The sequence below is a fragment of the Pseudonocardia oceani genome (genome assembly GCF_019263585.2).
GTDB lineage: Bacteria > Actinomycetota > Actinomycetes > Mycobacteriales > Pseudonocardiaceae > Pseudonocardia > Pseudonocardia oceani.
In genome coordinates this window covers 540,434-556,967 of record NZ_JADQDF010000001.1, presented here as the reverse complement: position 1 = coordinate 556,967, position 16,534 = coordinate 540,434, and the positions used below count along the sequence as shown (strand labels likewise).

The window sequence follows — 16,534 nt, the reverse complement described above, 5'->3', positions numbered from 1 at the left end:
GGGGGGATTGCTGCGCCTTGCGGAAGTTGTGCCCGCGAGGCGAGGACCGAGCGGCGGCATGCCAATGCCCCGTTGACCGCAGGCTCACTACCGGTCGTCGTCGAGTCGCTCGAGTGCATCGTCTCCGCCGTCCCCGCTACTACTGTCGGCATCAGTAGATTTCGATTCGGTATCGGTCGACGGGCACGCGCCGCGCGCGCGAGGACGCCAGGACGAGACCCCGACTCCGTGAAGGATCTTTGTGGCGCGGCACCGCTCCCCACGTAACCGGCACATGCAAACCGGGCCCGGCTGGAGCCTCCTCCCTGTCCCGGTGCACCCCGGACTGCGACTGGCCCCGGCACCCTCGGCCGTCACCACGTCCGCAGGCGCTCCCGCACCCGTCCACGTCGTGGCAGCCGCCGTCGCCGGTGGGCTGCTGGCACTGGCCGGCGATGCGGCTGTTGCCGCGGCAGCGGCGCCTCTCGTCGATGGCGGTGTGTTTCGGGTCGCCGCCACCGACCCGCCCGGTCCGACGACGGCGAGCACCGCTTTGCGGGCTGCCGTCCTTCCGGTTCCGCTTGCACCGGAGGTCGTCGATGCAGCCGCACTGGTCAAGGTCGTCGAGGCCGCTGCGGAGGAGGTACGGCTGGAGGAGGCGGTACGTGCTGCGGAGGAGGCTCGAGCGGCCGAGGAGGCCCGCCACGCCGACGACCCCAGTGCAGCGCCCCGGGCGGCCGGAGGCGGCGTGCAGATGATGACCGGGCGCACTACATCCGGCTACGGCCCCCGCTGGGACGCGCAGCACAAGGGCTTGGACATCGCGGCCCCGGTCGGTAGCCCCATTCGTGTCCCCCTAGACGGCGTCGTCATCGACTCCGGACCGGCCAGCGGATTCGGCCTGTGGGTGCGCGTGCGGCACGGCGACGGCACTGTCACGTTCTACGGCCACATGGATCGCGCGATGGTGGAGGTCGGGCAGCAGGTCACTGCTGGGGAGGTCATCGCCGAGGTCGGTAACCGCGGCCAGTCCACCGGGCCTCACCTCCACTTCGAGGTCATCGCCGCAGGAGCCGGCAACATCAATCCGACCCCCTGGCTGGAGGACCGAGGCGTCAAGGTGACCTGACATGTCGACGCGATCCGCTCCGAGCCCGCACGACAGCCACAAGGGGCCCCAGTGCTACAAGCCGAGGGGTAGCAGGTTGCAGAGCGCGGTCGTGGTGATGACCGGGCCTGCGAGCAGCGCGGCTGTCCCAGCGAGCAGCAACGCACGGGTCTTCCGGACGGAGCGGCTGCCAGGGCGGGAGACGAGGCGTTTCGCGCGCTCCTGTACGTGGGTCGCGGCCGCACTCAGCGCGCTGCGAGGTTGTGGCGCCGGCCCCGCCAGGGCGAGCAGGGCCCCGAGCAGATCACGTACGTCGCGCCCGCGCGTGGCGGTGTCGTCGGCACACATCTCGACGAGCCGTCGTAGTTCTGTCCTCCCCTTCGTGAACAGCGGAATCCTCGGCATCCGGTCGGCCAGGACGCTGCTCACAGCAAGCACCAGGTGATGTCGGCCGGCCAGGTGCGCTCGTTCGTGCGCGATGATGACGCGGAGCTGCTGGGCGGTGAGAGCGCGGATTGCCGGGCGACTGAGCACGATGGCCGAGGGGCGACCGGCCACCGCGTACGCAACCTTCTCAGGCACATCGAGGATCACGGCGCCCAGCAGCTGGTCTCGTTCGCCGACCAGATGTGCCGCTTCGGCGTGGCGGTGCGTGCGGCGACGCGCGTGGAGCAGGGCACGGCCCAGGCCGACCAGCGCTCCGCCGGTGACCAACGTGGCCAGGGTGAGTATGCCGACTTTCAGCCACGATCCCGGTGTCCCATGCGACAGCGCGCACTGGGTGGTGGTGCACGTGTCGAAGACGTGACGCCATGGGAGTCCAGCGTTCAGGTCGACGATGACCGCCCCGATCGCGACGAGCCAGGCCGCCAGCACGCTGGCCATCGCGGACATCCAGATCGCCACGCCGAGCACGGGTATCCTGTGCGCCCAGGTACCGCACGTGAGCGCACGCGGGGCGAGGAACGCGACTAACGTACCGTAGGCGATGAGGCACGCACCGGTACTCACAGGTCGCTGTCCTCCTCCATGCCAGCCAGGAGTTCCGCGAGGCGACGGGTGTCCTCCGGATCCATCTGCTGCACGAAATAGCTCAGGATCGCGTGCGCGTCGCCGCCACTGTTCAGTGCATCCCGCATCAGGCCAGCACTGTGCTCGGCCTTGCTGGCCGTCACCTGGTAGCGGTGCTTCCGGCCCTCGCGCGTGCGCGTGAGACGCCCCTTGCGGTACAGGTTGTGGATAGTGCTCATGACGGTGGTGTAGGCGATCTCCCGCTGAGCGGACAGCCGTCGATGCACCTCGGGAACGGTCGCTCCGTCGGGTGAAGCCCACAACTGCTCCATGATGACAACCTCGAGCTCGCCGAAGCCCTGCATCCGACCTCCTCCCCGCGCGATGGACTCTAGTGGGCAGGACGACTCGACAACCTGGCGATGACACTCGGCAGATCGGCCGGACGTCATCTGCCTGCGGCGCCGCGACATGCCCATCGTCACAGCGGCAGCGTGTACGCGGCGATAGGCCCGCGCAGCCAGGCGACGAACCCGCCCCACGCGCCGGTGACGAGCAGGGTCCCCAGCGCGAGCAGCATGACACCGCCGCAGACCTGCGGGCCGCGGGTGTGGCGGCGCATCCAACCTGCCGTCCACACCGCCCAACGGGTGCCCAGTGCGATCAGAACGAAAGGCGCCCCCAACCCGGCGCAGCAGGCGAGCACCAGCGCCAATCCCCGGATCGTCGACGAACCGACCTGTGTGCCCGTGGCAAGGGCGATGACACCGGTGAGGGTGGGGCCCAAGCACGGTGTCCATCCCAGCCCGTAGACCGCCCCGAGCACCGGTGCGCCGGCCGGTCCGACCTGCGGGACGTGATGGAAACGGACGTCCCGCTGCAGGGCGGGGACGAATCCCAGGAACACCAGCCCCATCGCGATGGTGACCGCTCCGCCGATGCGTTGTAGCACGAGTTCGTTGCCGACCAGCCAGTCGGACACGCCGAGGACGAGCAGTACTCCCGCGACGAAGACGGCGCTGAAACCGCTGACGAACAGCAGGGCGGCGACCGCGACACGCCGACGCTCCGTCGAGGAAGCTTCCCTTGTGCGGGCGGTGGCCTCGGCTCCCACCAGGCCTGCGCTGTCCGCCCGCGTCCTCGACGGCAACGACGTCCTCCTGCCGGTATCGGTTCCCACCTCGACGTGGCCGATGATCATTGAGTGATGCAACGAACTGCGGGAACGGAGGAGGATTGTTCCCCACTGGTCGACGCCCAGCTCAGCGGCTTGTCGTACAGCTCGAACGAAGGTCGTCTGCGCTACGCCTGCACGTTCAGCAGCGCGGGGCGGGCCTGGGCGGCCCGGAGCATCGACAGAACGTAGGCTTTGGGGCGTGTGTCCGGTTGGTGGTCGCCTACCGCTCGACTCCCGCATGCTTCTGACCGCGGCAGGAGTCGTATGCCTGGTCGCCGTCGCCTCCGACCTCTCGGCGGACGAGGCGCCGCTGCACGTGCTGACGCTCGGTGCGGTCATCGCGATGGTCGTCGTTGCGAGGTTGCGCTTAGCAAGTCCATCTCCGGACCTACTTCGTCTCCTGAAGGCTTGTGTTCTGGTTCAACCCGCTCTGCACGCGGCGGCAAAGCTCGTGCCGCACGGACAGGTCGAGCACGGGGTCGGCCAGCAGATAGGGCAGGCCGATATCGCGGTGACCCTCAATCAGGTCGTCGTCGCAACGGCGATTGTCTGTGTGACGTCGCTGGTCGAGCAGGTTGTGGTGGCAGTCGTCGGCGTCATCCGCGTCACCTGGAACGGGGCGCGCCACGCGCAGATCACCGAGCCGGTCCCGGCGGTGCGTCCGGCTCCAAGCCCCGAGCTGCTGACGAATCGGTATCGACCAGGCGTGATCGCCCGGCGTGGTCCACCTGCATCTCGAACCCTGGTCGCCTGAGGTTCTGCCGGTATTCAATCAAACAATTGGTTGCCGACGTGGCTATGGTTGTCGGTGGTCAGCAATGATAAAGCGTTTCCAGGATCTGGCGCCGCGGCGCCGATCAAACTCTGCGGACCTGAGAACTATGGCCAGGACGCGCAGGACGCTCACGAGAGTAGTTGGACGAGCTCAAGCCGCATCCACGGCAATAGGTATCTGCCTGCATCGTTGAGGCGATCTGCCATCGCGTGGCGCTCGTTGATCAGATGATCGCGTCAGTATTGGAGCTATTGTGTACTCTTCCTTATTTTTAGGTGCTGCTGCCGCTGGCGGAGTGAGTGGAGGATGGCGGGTTCTTGTCATCTTCGGCGTCATCGCCACGCTCATGTTGTTGATCGTGATCGCGCAGCGAACCGACCCGCATCGTGGTGTTCGGTCGGATCGATCCGAACGGTCGGATGGCCCGCTCCCACCACGACCGGCGGCTAGGACCGACAGCGGTGAGACCCAGCCGGGCGTGGAGTCGAGGTGAACCGGGTCAAGGATGTGTCTCCGCGCGGTGTCGTGCGCCTGATCGGTCTGCTGCTCGGTCTCAGCCTGCTCGGCGGCATCGTCACCGCCGGCATCGCGTTCCCCGCCGCGATCGGGCTCGGGCTGGTGGCCAACGACGCGAGCGACAGCGTCGGCAGCGTGTCGACCGAGGTGCTGGACCAGCCGCTGCCGCAGACGACCATCGTCACCGACAGCGCCGGCACCACGATCGCGCAGCTGTTCGTGCCCGACCAGAACCGCCGCTCGGTCACCTCCGACGAGATCAGCCCGGCCATGAAGGCCGCGATCGTCGCCGTCGAGGACCGCCGGTTCTACCAGCACCAGGGCGTCGACTGGCAGGGCACGGTGCGCGCCGTCGTCACCAACTCGGTGTCGGGCAGCATCGAGCAGGGCGCCTCCACGCTCACGCAGCAGTACGTCAAGAACTACCTGCTCTACGTCGACGCGCAGACCGAGACCGAGCGGCTCAAGGCCACCGAGCAGACGCCCGCGCGCAAGCTCAAGGAAGCCCAGATCGCGCTGCAGCTCGAGCAGTCGCTGAGCAAGGACGAGATCCTCACCCGCTACCTCAACATCGTCCCGTTCGGCAACGGCGCCGCCGGCATCGCCTCCGCCGCGCGCACCTACTTCGGCGTCACCCCGGCCGACCTGACGGTGCCGCAGGCCGCTCTGCTGGCGGGCATGGTGCGCAGCACCACGGCCACCGACCCGGTGACGAACCCGCAGGCCGCGCAGGAGCGGCGCAACCTGGTGATCCAGCAGATGCTGGAGCAGCAGATGATCGACCGGACGCAGGCCGACGCGGCGCTGGCCGAGCCGCTGGGCATCGCGTCGCCGCTGAACACCCAGGCCAACGGCTGCATCGGCGCGGGCCCGGCCGGCTTCTTCTGCCAGTACGTGCAGGAGTACCTCAGCGAGGCCGGGATCTCCGGCGAGCAGCTCCGAACCGGGGGCTACACCATCCGGACCACCCTGGACCGGGGCGTCCTGGACCTCATGCAGGCTTCGCTCGTCGCGGAGGTTCCTGCCGATCAGCCCAACGTCGCCAACGTGATGGCGACTGTCGAGCCGGGAGCGGAGGGACACCGGGTGCTCGCGATGGGGTCGAGTCGGGTTTTCGGGCTCGACGCAGACGCGTTGGAAACCAGTTACGGGCTGCCCTACACCCCCGTCCCGCTCGGTGCCGGTTCGGTGTACAAGACCTTCACCGTCGCGACGGCGCTGGAGAAGGGGCTGGGCATCAACTACCAGCTCTCGGTGCCGCCGAGCGGGTACGCGTCCCCGATCTACGTCGACGGCGGCGGCCGCCCGCTGCCCGTGCAGAACTCGGGCGACTACGCCGAGCGCCTCTCGCTCTCCGACGCGCTGGCGCAGTCGCCCAACACCGCGTTCGTGAAGCTGATGGAGTTCACCGGCGTGCCCGACGTCGTCGACATGGCGGTGCGGCTGGGCATGCGCTCACTCGCCACGGAGCGCTTCGTCGACCCGAACACCGGCCAGCCCACCGACCGGTCGATCGCCGAGGTCACCAAGGCGCAGCGGCAGGCGTCGTTCACCCTCGGGGTGAGCCCGACGAGCGTGCTGGAGCTGTCGAACGTCGGCGCCACGCTGGCCAGCAGCGGGATGTGGTGCCCGCCCACGCCGATCGCGTCGATCACCGACCCCGAGGGCAACCCGGTGACGGTCACCGAGGCGCCGTGCGAGCAGGTCGTCGAGCCGGGCCTGGCCAACGCGATGATGAACGCGCTGGGCCGCGACGAGCTCCCCGGGGGAACCGCAGCCGGCGCGGCAAGCCAGGTCGGCTGGGACCGTCCGATGGCGGGCAAGACCGGCACGACCCAGGCCAACAAGTCCGCGGCGTTCCTCGGGGTGGTGCCGCAGCTGTCGGGCGCCGTGATCACCTACGACAACGATAACCGCCCGGACGCGCTCTGCGACGGCGCCGGATCGCCGTTCGCCTGCGCGCGCGGAAACATCTTCGGCGGCAAGACCCCGGCCGAGACCTGGTTCGGCACGATGTCCCCCCTCCTGGAGGGACAGGCGGTGATCCCACTGCCACCCGTCGATGAGCGGTACTTGGAGGGTGGCGCGGAGTCGCAGGTAGCCGATGTAGTCGGCCGTAGCGAGAACGACGCGCGCGCCACGCTGGAGTCGGCGGGCTGGGCCGTCACCACCCGCGAGCGTGACAACGCGGCGCCGCGCGGCACCGTGATCGGGCAGAGCCCGCGCGGCACGGCGCTGCCCGGCGAGACGATCGTGCTGACGGTCAGCAGCGGCGAGGTGCCGCCGCCCCCGGCCGCGCCCAGCGAGGCCCCGGCCGAGGGCGAGCAGCCGCCTCCCGCAGAAGAAGGCGACGGCGGGGTGACGACGACGGCGGCGGCGGCGAGGAGGGGGGTGGCGGTTAGAGGCTGCGGCCCTGTATGAGCGATCACAGTTCGGCGATCTCGACCCCTGCCGTTGACCTGCGCAGCCGATTTGCCGGGTCGTCGTCGGTAGGAGCGCGAGTCGGCGGAGCGGCAGCCAGTCACGATCGGCTCCAAAGCCTGCTGGTAGTCGAACAGCGCGCATGTTGCAAAGCGGTCGCCGGCGGGGCGTCTTCGCTGCCGTAGTAGCGGTCTTCGTAATCGGGCTGCCGCTGCCGCTGGCGGTGGCGGTGGCAGCACCGAAGCTCGCTCCGTGCCGTGTCCCTCTTCAAGATCTTGACTGGCAAGGCTGCAATCGCAGTTCGAGGCGGCGAAACGCCAGTGCTGTCTGCGGGGTGCTGGCGCAGGAGGTGGTGAGCGAGTCAACATCGATAGCGTCGCTGAGCACGACCTGATGGCGGCTCGCCTTTCCAGCCGAAAGTGCCATAAGCGGGCGACCTCAAGTGGCGAGCCGAATTGTCGCTGGAGCGGGCCCCGATGGCGCAGTCGAGTCAGAGGGGGCTGGCACCTTGGGTGTACGAGGAGATCATCTCCCAGCGACGGATACCGTTGGCCCGTGACAGGACCGCAGCCCGCACATCGCACCTGGCCGACAACTGCCGCCTGTGCGGTGTTGGCCCTCGCGGCAGATCAGGCGAGCAAGGCCGCCGCCTTGGTCCTGTTGGTCGATCCGATCCCTGTTCTGCCCACCTTCGCGCTGAGGCTGTCGTTCAACACTGGTGCGGCCTTCAGCATGGGGACCGGCCTGACGCCGGTCCTCACCCTGATTGCGGCGGCCGTGGTCGGATACCTCGTGCTGCGGGCACCGCGCATCGCAACACGGGCGTGGGCGGTCGCCGCCGGCCTCGTCGGAGGCGGTGCGGCCGGCAACCTCGCCGACCGGCTGACCCGCCCGCCCGGTTTCGCGCGAGGCGCGGTGGTCGACTTCCTCGAGGTGTCCTGGTTCGCCTCGTTCAACATCGCTGATGTCGCCATCACGTGCGGTGCAGTGGTGGCTGCCGTGCTCTCGCTGCGTGGGACGCCGCTGTGGCGGCCGCTGGCTGGTGACGCCGTCGGGGCTCCGCCCGTCGATCAGCAGTAGCGGCGAGTGCTCGGGCTCGCTCACGTCTGGTGGCGCTCCAGGTGCCTGCTCGGGCTGCTGGCCGCAGCCGCGCTCGTGCCGGTCCGCCACACCTTCTACAGTGAGTAGACGTTGCCGAGGGAGTCCACGCATGACGTCGCCACCGATCGCCGATACCCGCCGTCGCGTCGAGCTCACCGTGTCGGGCATGACCTGCGCTGCGTGCGCCTCGCGCGTGCAGCGCACCCTCAACCGGCTGCCGGACGTGAGCGCGGACGTCAACTTCGCGACGGGACGTGCGACCGTGACCGCAGGCGCGACGGTCACCGACGAAGCACTGCTGGAATCGGTGGAGCGCAGTGGGTTCGGCGTAGCGCTGCATGCGCCCGATGTCGTTGATGTAGCCGCCCGGGCTGATGCCGAGCACGCACGTGCAGTGTGGCGCCGACTCGTCGTCGCCGTGGTGCTGTTCGTACCGCTGGCCGATCTCTCCGTGACCTTCACCGTGCTGCCGGAGTGGCGGTTCCCGGGATGGCAGTGGCTCCTGATCGCACTGGCGGCACCGGTGGTCGGATGGGCGGCATGGCCGTTCCACCGCGCCGCTGCCGCCGCACTCCGGCACGGTGCTGCCTCGATGGACACCCTGGTCTCCCTCGGAGTGCTGGCGGCGACCGGCTGGTCGGTCTACGCCATGTTCGCGGTGCCGGATCCGGTCGTCGGCGCTTCCGGTCTGGCGCTGCTCTGGCGCCCCGACGGAGCGATCTACCTCGAGGTCGCGGCCGGGCTGACCGCGTTCGTGCTCGCGGGCCGCTACGTCGAGGCGAAGGCCAAGCGGTCGGCCGGTACGGCGTTGCGCGACCTGGCCGCGTTGCGGACCTCCGACGTGGACCTCATCGGCGAGGACGGCACACCGACGACGGTTGCGGCGGCATCACTGCGTGTCGGGCAGAGGTTCCTCGTCCGGCCCGGCGGCACGGTGGCCACCGACGGCCGGGTCGTCACCGGCCAGGGCTCGATCGACACGTCGGTGATGACCGGTGAGTCGATGCCCCGTGCCGCGGGACCCGACGTCGACGTGGTCGGTGGCACGCTCCTGCTGCACGGTTCGCTCGTCGTGGAGGCGACCGCGCTGGGGCAGGACACCCAGCTCGGCGCCATGATCCGGCTGGTCGAACAGGCCCAGACCGGAGAGGCCGACGTGCAGCGGCTCGCTGACCGCATCTGCGCGTGGTTCGTCCCAGCAGTGGTCGTGCTCGCGCTGCTCACACTGGCGGGGTGGTCGCTGGCCGGTGGTCCGGCGGAGCGCGCCTTCGGGGCGGCGCTCGCGGTCCTCGTCATCGCGTGTCCGTGCGCGCTCGGGTTGGCCACACCCACTGCGTTGATGGTCGCCGCCGGCCGCGGGGCGCGGCTGGGCATCTTCGTCAAGGGCTACACGGCGCTGGAGGCGACACGGGCGGTCGACACCGTCGTGCTGGACAAGACCGGCACGGTGACATGGGGACGCATGGCACTGGTGGAAGTGGCGTGCGCCGAGGGCGTCGGTCGTGCCGAGGTGCTCCGTGCCGCCGGTGCGCTGGAGCAGGACTCGGAGCACCCTGTCGCCACCGCTGTCAGCGCCGCCGCCCGCGCCGAGCTCGGAGCGCTGCCGCGCCCGACCGGTTTCGTCGATGAGCCCGGGCTGGGGGTCACAGGCGAGGTCGACGGCGAGCGGGTGATGGTCGGTCGGCACCTGCTGTTCGTGGACGTGGGACCGCCGGAACCCGCATCTCTGCAGGAGAAGCGGTTGCTCTGGGAGGAGCAGGGACGGACCACGGTCCTCGTCGCGCGTGGGCAGAGCGTCATCGGTTTGCTCGGTCTCGCGGACGAGGTCCGCCCTTCCGCAACCGCGGCCGTGGCCCAACTGCACCGGCTCGGACTGTCCACCCTGCTGCTGACCGGTGACAACACCGCTACGGCGACAGCGGTGGCGCGCCAGATCGGGGTGGGTTCCGTCGTCGCCGAGGTGCTGCCGGGGGAGAAGGCGGAGCAGGTGCGCCGTCTGCAAGCCGCCGGCGCCACCGTCGCCGTGGTCGGGGACGGGGTCAACGACGCCGCCGCTCTGTCTGTCGCCGACCTCGGCATGGCTGTCGGCACCGGTACCGACCTCGCCATCGAGACGGCCGACCTCGTGCTCGTCCGGGACGATCTGCGGGTGGTGCCGGACGCGATCCGACTGGCCCGCGCCACCTTGCGCACCGTTCGCGGCAACCTCTTCTGGGCGTTCGGCTACAACGTGGCGGCGATCCCGCTCGCAGCCTCGGGACTGCTCAACCCGATCGTCGCCGGAGCGGCCATGGCCGTGTCGTCGCTGTTCGTCGTGTCGAACAGTCTGCGACTGCGCCGTCTCCCCCTGGGATCCGAGGAGCTATGACACCACTGCTGACCACGACCGTGCTGGCGTGGATGCCACCTGCGGACCAGCCGCCGCTGACGCTGTCGCGGATGCTGACCGCGTGGACGTTCGACCCGTTCATGGTGCTGCCCGTGCTGCTGGCCGGTGGGCTCTACCTCGCCGGGGTACGGATGCTGCACCGGCGTGGTGATCAGTGGCCGGTGCTCCGCACGGTGTACTGGTTCGCGGGGCTGCTGCTGGTGTTCGTCGCCACCTCGTCCGCGCTGGGCGTGTACGACCGCACCCTGTTCGTCGTGCCCGCGATCCAGCACATGCTGCTGCAGATGATCGCACCGGTCGGGCTGGCGATGGGAGCGCCCATCAGCCTGGCGATGCGGACGTTCCCCGTCGCCTGGCGCCGGGTGGTGCTCGCCGTCGTGCACAGCGGACCGGTGCGCTTCATCGGTCACCCGGCGATCGCGTTCGCCTTCTTCGCGATCACCCAGTTCGCCTTCTACTACTCGCCCCTCTACGAACTGTCACTGCGCAACGTCTGGCTCCACGACCTGTCCCACGTGCACTTCGTGCTGGTCGGGTTCCTCTTCTTCTGGGCGCTGCTGGGGGTCGATCCGGTGCCTCATCGGCCACCGTTCTTCCTGCGCTTCATGCTGGTGCTCGGTCTGGCGCCGATGCACATCCTGCTCGGTATCCCGATCATGCTCATGAACGCCGTGCTCGCCGAGGACTTCTACCTGGAGGTGGGGCGCGACTGGGGGCCGACGTTGCTCGACGACCAGGCCGTCGGGGGTGGAGTGCTGTGGGGTTTCGGCGACGTGTCCTCGGCCGCGCTGATCGGCGCCTTCGTAGTGCAGTGGTACCGCTCGGACGAGCGCGAGGCGCGCCGCACCGATCGCCAGCTCGACCGCTTGCACGGCTCCTCGCCGACGACGCCGCCGTGGTGGCTCGAACCCGAGCACGAGGGATCCGCGACTCCGGTCACCCCGAAGGGCGAGAGCTGAGTCCGGTCACGTATCGGTGCGGTCCTGGCCGAACGGCGGAGCGGGACGGCGGTTGCGTTCCAGCGTCTCGAGGAGGTCGCGGTAGGCGGTGGCGTCCTCGTCGAGCGGGTCGGCGCGGAACGCCGCGAACTGGTCGTGGCGGTGCCACTGCACCAGCAGCACCACCTGGGTGACGACGAGCACGACCTCTCCCAGGACGAGGGACAGCAGTCCGGCCCGGCGCTGGTCGGCGAGCAGGTCCGGCGACCACACCAGGTCGAGTGACTCGTAGAAGCCGCCGGCGACCGCTGTCGGAAGGCTGAGGATGATGATCGCGAAAAGGACGTGGAACGGCATCACCGCGAACCCGAGGCCCAGTCGCCCCAGATGGGGGAGCCTCCGCGGTGCCGCGTCCGGCCCGACCACGAGCCAGCAGAACTGGTAGCCGATCGCCAGGATGGCCGCGTTGAGGACCGTCCGCGACCAGTGCTCCGCGATGACGACCTCGAACAGGTCCGTCAGGTACAGCAGGTAGTACGACCCCGCGAACAGTGACGCCGCGAGGACGGGGTGCGCCAGTGCTCGGGCGAACGGCGAACCGACCGTGGCGAGCAGCCACTCGTGCGGCCCCGCCGGTCGGTCTGCGGGCGCAGCGGGCAGAGCCCGCAGGGCGAGGGTCACGGGGGCGCCGAGCACCAGCGCGAGCGGCGCGATCATGTTCAGGACCATGTGCAGGACCATGTGCACGCTGAACACGGCCGGTGCGTAGGCGCCCACGCCTGAGCTGGTGGCGAGCAGCACCAGCGCGCACCCCGTCATCCACGCCGCCGTGCGCCCGGCCGGCCACGGCCGTCCCGCCCGTCCGAGACGCCGAACCCCGGCGACGTAGGCGGTCGCGGCCAGCAGCGCAACCGGTCCGAGCAGCAGGTCGGGCCGCCAGGTCGCGAGGAGCTGTTGCCAGTCCAGCGGGCCGGGCAGGGAGTAGCCGGCTGCCGCCTCCAGCGGTCCGTTCACCGGGGAGACAGGGAACCGAGCCACCCGGCCCACTGCCACGATCAGAACGACGAGGAGCACTGCCTGCGCGAACAGCGACCGGACGAGGACCGCGTCCGTCGATCGGATATCGGCGCGCTGTGCACGCCGACGAACGAGCACCGCGAGGCCGCCGAGTCCCATCAATGCGATCGCCGCGACGGTGAGTGCCAGAGGGACAGCTTCGCGGGCCAGGGCGAGCACGGCACCGGCTGCTGCCGCCGACAGCCAGCAGGTGCGGACGAGGGAACCGTGCCGCCTGAAGACGACGTCGTGTCCGCGGCGGAGCCCGAGGAGCACCCAGAACAGCGCGCCCGCCCACACGGCGGGAGCCAGCACCATCCACACCAACGCGGCACCCACCAGGTCTCCTTGCGCCCCCGCGAGGACCGGTGCATCGACGAGAGGCAGGAGCAGCGCGACGCCGGCCGGCGCGACCAGGGCCGCTGTGGGCGACCACCGCCGAACGCAGGCGCACCCCACTGCCACGAGGAAGGCGCATCCCGCGGAGGTCGGTCCAGTCCAGGAGGTCACGCCGCCTGCGCTGAGCGCGGCGAGACCCCCCGTCCATACCCCGGCTGCACACGCGGCCGAGCGCAACGACGCGACCCCGGCGCCGGAGAGCGCACCGTTGTGCATCACCGGTGCGAGGAACAGCGCGACCAGCAGACCGCCGGTGGTCAGTGCGCCGCTGACCTCGACGACGACCCGCAGCACCGCCACCCAACCGACGTCCATCACCCTCCTGGATCTCCTTCGCACCGTACTGGGCGTCGAAGGACGGTGCGGTCAGGCAGGGCGCGGGCCCGCATCCCGGCCGCCGGAGCGCCGCGGCTCCCGCGCTGCACTACGTCCTGGCCGCCACCGCGCTCGTCGGCGCTCTCCTCCTGTGCCTGGCTGCGCGGCCCGCGCTGCTCGTGGCCTCGGCGGTGGCCGGCACGGTGGGTGTCGCCGCGTTCGTCATCCCTCTGCTCCTTCCAGTCCTGGGGGCCGGCGGTGCCTCCATCGCTGTCACGCCATGGACCCTGGCCGCGTTCGTCCTGAACGCGCTGACCGTGCGGCTGGCGGTCTTCACCCTTCGCGGACAGGGCTACAACCAGGCCACCCGGCCGGCCAGCAGGGCATAGCCGACGAACGCCACCACGTTGATGAGCGTGTGCGCTCCGACGAGGATCCACAGGCGGTTGGTGCGCTGCCACAGCCGGGCGAACACGAGGCCCATCAGGATGTTCCCGACGAAACCGCCGGCTCCTTGGTAGAGGTGGTAGCAGCCGCGCAGGAACGCGGATGCGGCCGCGGCCCTGTTCTCCGACCACCCCAGCTGGCGCAGCCGCGTCAGGAGGTAGGCGACCTCGACCACCTCCTCTGCCCAGGCGTTCGCCGCCGCCGAGGCGACCAGCACCGGCAGTTCCCACCAGAGACCACCCAGTGTGGTCGGGGCGATGCTGACGCTGACGCCGACCGAGCGGGCGATGAGGTAGAGCCCGAGACCGGGTACGCCGATGGCCGCAGCCAGAACGGTCGCCCCAGTCAGGTCGCGTCCCGGTCGTTCCGCGTCGAGACCGACCGATCGCAGGGCGAACCCCGCTCGCAGCAACAGGTAAGCACCCAGAGCGCCCCACCCCACCAGTTGCAGCACGCGCACCAGCTGCAGGGCCAGGTCCACGAGCTCGATGCGGGCTGCGGGGGCATTGAGCGCCACCTGCTGTTCGGCCAGGGGGGTCGACGCCAGCAGGGACTCGACGAGGCTCAGTGCACTGCGCATCGCGGAGAGGCCGGTGGTCACGGTGAGGACCACGAGCACCTCGAGCCCGATCAGCCTGCGCTGCCGCTGGTCCGTGACGACGTGCGTTCCGGCCGGTGGAGGCATGAACAGGTTCCGTCCCCATCAACATCGGCCACGAGTTCGACTCCACTCCGCTGGGCTGGTGCCGGCGATGCCCCGACCCGGCAAGGTCTACTCGGGGGGTGAACGGTCCGCGTCATCGGTGCGGCGGGTCGCCCGCCGGAACCACCGGCCGCCGTAGAGCGGAAGGGCGATCGCCAGCAGAACGAGTGCGGGGATGCCGGCGAAGACGCCGATCGCCTGCAGAGTGGTCATGAGAGTCCGATCATGGAGCGTGCTCCTGCTCAGGTGGAGGAAGGTCCGGCTTCGCCAGTTCGACCGGTGGGTTCCCACCGGCAGGCGATGCTGCTGAGAACGAGGATGGCGAGGACGTCGCGCAGTTCCCACAGCAGGCCCAACCCGATGATCTGCTGCAGGTGCTGGAGGGGCTGGGCTGCGAGCATCCCGTCGCCGGAGCTGACTACGATGCCGATCACTCGGTCCGCCGGTCCTGGTGCGGTAGGTCGAGGTCGGCAGGCTGCTCAGGAGTTCCGTCAGCATTCGGTGCCGCGGAGTCGGCCCTGTCCGGACCGGACTGGTCGGAGGGCACGCCCGCGATCAGGGCCCGCCGCTCCGCCGCCCGGTGCCTGCGGTCCGGATCGGTCAGTTGCGCGACCACCAGACCGGTGACGACCAGGACCAGCAGTCCGGCGACCACGATCAGGGGCCAGATCTCGCGGCGTCCCGTCGTCGCGTAGCTCGCCAGAAAGGAGATGGTCATCCCGACAGCCCCGACCAGTAGGGCCAGAAGCGCACCACGACGAGTGCGCCGATGACGACCAGCCACCCTGTGAGCACGGCCCCGTGGTACTCGGCGACCCGTGCGAACCAGCGCTGCCGGCCCTGGCTGCCGCGGAGGGTGTGCAAGGTGGTGTACCAGAACACCGCGATGGTCACGATCCACACGGCCATGCAGTACGGACACAGGGCGCCGATCACGTAGAGGCTCTGCGCGATCAGCCAGTGCACGAACAGCACCCCGGCGGTGGCTCCGATCTGCAGACCGAGCCACACCCACCTGGGCAGGGCGGCACCACCCACCACGACGGCGCCGAGCGTCGCGACGATCGGGAACGTCAGCACACCGATGAGGGGGTTGGGGAACCCGAACACCTCGGACTGCGGCGAGGCCATGATCGATCCGCAGGAGAGGACCGGGTCGATACTGCACGCGGGAACGAACTCGGGATCCTCGAGCAGTGAGATGCGGTCGAGGATGAGTGCGAAGGCGGCGACGGCGCCGATCGCCCCTCCGACGAGGAGGACCCAGCCGATCGCTCGCTCCACGACCGAGGTGCCCTGAGGCGCAGTGGGGGTGCTGCGCGGCTGCGTGCCGAGGAGAGACATCGGAGGTCTCCTAGCGCGCGATCGCGCGATCGAGTTGGAGTCGCAGGTCGTCGAGGGACTCGGGTTCGACGCGCGTCCCGTCGAGGAAGAAGGTCGGGGTGCCCTGCACCCCGGCCGTCTCGCCGTCGGCCCGGTCCCGGCGGACCCGTTCGAGGGTCGCCGGATCCGACACGGCCTGGTCGTAGGCGAGCAGGTCGAGGCCCAGGTCGCCGGCGAACTCGCGGAACAGATGTGCCTGCGAATCCTGCTGCTCGCCCCACTGCGCTTGCGTCTCGAACATGCGCTTGTACATGTTCTCGAACTGGCCCTGCTGTGCAGCGGCCTCCACCGCGACAGCCGCGTTCTCCGCGTTGGCGTGGCTCGGGATGGGGAAGTAGCGGGCGACGAAGGTGACGCGGTCGCCGTACTCGGCGCGCAACTGCTCAACAGCGGGGAACGCCGCCCGGCACGCCTCGCACTCGAAGTCGAGGAACTCGACGAACGTGGCCTGGCTCTGGGAGGGCGTGGACAGCCGGTGACTGTCGCTCCGCACGAGCACGTCGCCCGGCACCTGCTGAGCGGCTGATGAACCGGAGGCACGCCCGGCGAAATCGGGGACCGCGGTCTCCCTGCGGGCGAGGAGCAGGGCGAGGACGAGCACGGCGATGACCACGAGGACGACGGTCACGGTGGCCCGGAGGTTCTTGGTCATGATCCCTCTCTGGGGGTGCGGCATGGCGGGTGCGACAGGCCCGACGAAGCGGAGCGGATGCCGTCGCCCGGCACCGCCACGCCGTGGCGGTGGCGCGCCGAGGACGAGCACGGGTCGCGACGGATCAGGTGCGCCGCTGCGGGAGCAGGCGAACGACCGGAACT

General features: G+C 69.9%; 16 protein-coding genes. 6 read left to right on the top strand and 10 right to left on the bottom strand.

Going from position 1 to position 16,534, the window contains the following annotated elements:
- Nucleotides 1-391: 391 nt before the first annotated feature.
- Nucleotides 392-1,108, top strand: a complete 717-nt coding sequence (locus I4I82_RS02770; protein WP_226369840.1) for a M23 family metallopeptidase — start codon at nucleotides 392-394, stop codon at nucleotides 1,106-1,108.
- A 54-nt stretch (nucleotides 1,109-1,162) separates the two neighbouring features.
- On the opposite strand, the gene I4I82_RS02765 is transcribed toward I4I82_RS02770, so the two are convergent.
- From I4I82_RS02765 to I4I82_RS02755, 3 genes are all read right to left on the bottom strand, one after another.
- A complete protein-coding gene (locus I4I82_RS02765) occupies nucleotides 1,163-1,993 on the bottom strand; it encodes a M56 family metallopeptidase (protein WP_218595130.1) in 831 nt (276 codons plus the stop codon).
- 101 nt (nucleotides 1,994-2,094) lie between these two features.
- Nucleotides 2,095-2,463: a BlaI/MecI/CopY family transcriptional regulator gene (locus I4I82_RS02760; protein ID WP_225920491.1), complete on the bottom strand. Its 369-nt coding sequence runs from the start codon at nucleotides 2,461-2,463 to the stop codon at nucleotides 2,095-2,097.
- Between the two features lie 116 nt (nucleotides 2,464-2,579).
- Entirely contained in the window at nucleotides 2,580-3,299 is a 720-nt protein-coding gene (locus I4I82_RS02755) for a cytochrome c biogenesis CcdA family protein (RefSeq protein ID WP_218595129.1), read from the bottom strand.
- Nucleotides 3,300-3,513: 214 nt separating this feature from the next.
- Between I4I82_RS02755 and I4I82_RS02750 the strand changes: the two genes are divergently transcribed.
- The 5 genes from I4I82_RS02750 (at nucleotide 3,514) to I4I82_RS02730 (ending at nucleotide 11,436) form a co-directional block, all read left to right on the top strand.
- A complete protein-coding gene (locus I4I82_RS02750) occupies nucleotides 3,514-4,029 on the top strand; it encodes a hypothetical protein (protein ID WP_218595128.1) in 516 nt (171 codons plus the stop codon).
- Nucleotides 4,030-4,539: 510 nt separating this feature from the next.
- A complete protein-coding gene (locus tag I4I82_RS02745; RefSeq protein ID WP_226369839.1) occupies nucleotides 4,540-6,987 on the top strand; it encodes a penicillin-binding protein in 2,448 nt (815 codons plus the stop codon).
- A gap of 555 nt (nucleotides 6,988-7,542) precedes the next feature.
- Nucleotides 7,543-8,067, top strand: a complete 525-nt coding sequence (locus I4I82_RS02740) for a signal peptidase II (RefSeq protein ID WP_226369838.1) — start codon at nucleotides 7,543-7,545, stop codon at nucleotides 8,065-8,067.
- Nucleotides 8,000-10,456 carry a heavy metal translocating P-type ATPase gene (locus tag I4I82_RS02735; RefSeq protein WP_308112760.1) on the top strand — a complete coding sequence of 819 codons (2,457 nt, stop codon included), beginning with the start codon at nucleotides 8,000-8,002 and terminating at the stop codon, nucleotides 10,454-10,456. Before I4I82_RS02740 ends, I4I82_RS02735 begins: the two co-directional genes overlap by 68 nt.
- On the top strand, nucleotides 10,453-11,436 hold the full coding sequence (locus I4I82_RS02730) for a cytochrome c oxidase assembly protein (RefSeq protein ID WP_218595125.1): 984 nt from the start codon (nucleotides 10,453-10,455) through the stop codon (nucleotides 11,434-11,436). The genes I4I82_RS02735 and I4I82_RS02730 overlap by 4 nt, the downstream gene beginning before the upstream one ends.
- 6 nt (nucleotides 11,437-11,442) lie before the next feature.
- On the opposite strand, the gene I4I82_RS02725 is transcribed toward I4I82_RS02730, so the two are convergent.
- The 7 genes from I4I82_RS02725 to I4I82_RS02695 form a co-directional block, all read right to left on the bottom strand.
- Entirely contained in the window at nucleotides 11,443-13,185 is a 1,743-nt protein-coding gene (locus tag I4I82_RS02725; RefSeq protein ID WP_218595124.1) for a cytochrome c oxidase assembly protein, read from the bottom strand.
- A gap of 352 nt (nucleotides 13,186-13,537) precedes the next feature.
- A complete protein-coding gene (locus I4I82_RS02720; RefSeq protein WP_218595123.1) occupies nucleotides 13,538-14,317 on the bottom strand; it encodes a CPBP family intramembrane glutamic endopeptidase in 780 nt (259 codons plus the stop codon).
- An 87-nt stretch (nucleotides 14,318-14,404) separates the two neighbouring features.
- Nucleotides 14,405-14,548, bottom strand: a complete 144-nt coding sequence (locus I4I82_RS02715; protein ID WP_218595122.1) for a hypothetical protein — start codon at nucleotides 14,546-14,548, stop codon at nucleotides 14,405-14,407.
- A gap of 29 nt (nucleotides 14,549-14,577) precedes the next feature.
- Entirely contained in the window at nucleotides 14,578-14,769 is a 192-nt protein-coding gene (locus I4I82_RS02710; RefSeq protein ID WP_218595121.1) for a hypothetical protein, read from the bottom strand.
- On the bottom strand, nucleotides 14,766-15,053 hold the full coding sequence (locus I4I82_RS02705) for a hypothetical protein (protein WP_218595120.1): 288 nt from the start codon (nucleotides 15,051-15,053) through the stop codon (nucleotides 14,766-14,768). The genes I4I82_RS02710 and I4I82_RS02705 overlap by 4 nt, the downstream gene beginning before the upstream one ends.
- Entirely contained in the window at nucleotides 15,050-15,679 is a 630-nt protein-coding gene (locus tag I4I82_RS02700) for a vitamin K epoxide reductase family protein (RefSeq protein WP_218595119.1), read from the bottom strand. The genes I4I82_RS02705 and I4I82_RS02700 overlap by 4 nt, the downstream gene beginning before the upstream one ends.
- 10 nt (nucleotides 15,680-15,689) lie before the next feature.
- Nucleotides 15,690-16,370, bottom strand: a complete 681-nt coding sequence (locus I4I82_RS02695) for a DsbA family protein (protein WP_218595118.1) — start codon at nucleotides 16,368-16,370, stop codon at nucleotides 15,690-15,692.
- Nucleotides 16,371-16,534: the final 164 nt, after the last annotated feature.

Coding starts and splice junctions, on each gene's coding strand:
- I4I82_RS02760 (WP_225920491.1), bottom strand. CDS start 2,463: ATGCAGGGCTTCGGCGAGCTCGAGGTTGTCATCATGGAGCAGTTGTGG.
- I4I82_RS02755 (WP_218595129.1), bottom strand. CDS start 3,299: ATGATCATCGGCCACGTCGAGGTGGGAACCGATACCGGCAGGAGGACG.
- I4I82_RS02750 (WP_218595128.1), top strand. CDS start 3,514: ATGCTTCTGACCGCGGCAGGAGTCGTATGCCTGGTCGCCGTCGCCTCC.
- I4I82_RS02730 (WP_218595125.1), top strand. CDS start 10,453: ATGACACCACTGCTGACCACGACCGTGCTGGCGTGGATGCCACCTGCG.
- I4I82_RS02725 (WP_218595124.1), bottom strand. CDS start 13,185: ATGGACGTCGGTTGGGTGGCGGTGCTGCGGGTCGTCGTCGAGGTCAGC.
- I4I82_RS02720 (WP_218595123.1), bottom strand. CDS start 14,317: ATGCCTCCACCGGCCGGAACGCACGTCGTCACGGACCAGCGGCAGCGC.
- I4I82_RS02715 (WP_218595122.1), bottom strand. CDS start 14,548: ATGACCACTCTGCAGGCGATCGGCGTCTTCGCCGGCATCCCCGCACTC.
- I4I82_RS02705 (WP_218595120.1), bottom strand. CDS start 15,053: ATGACCATCTCCTTTCTGGCGAGCTACGCGACGACGGGACGCCGCGAG.
- I4I82_RS02700 (WP_218595119.1), bottom strand. CDS start 15,679: ATGTCTCTCCTCGGCACGCAGCCGCGCAGCACCCCCACTGCGCCTCAG.
- I4I82_RS02695 (WP_218595118.1), bottom strand. CDS start 16,370: ATGACCAAGAACCTCCGGGCCACCGTGACCGTCGTCCTCGTGGTCATC.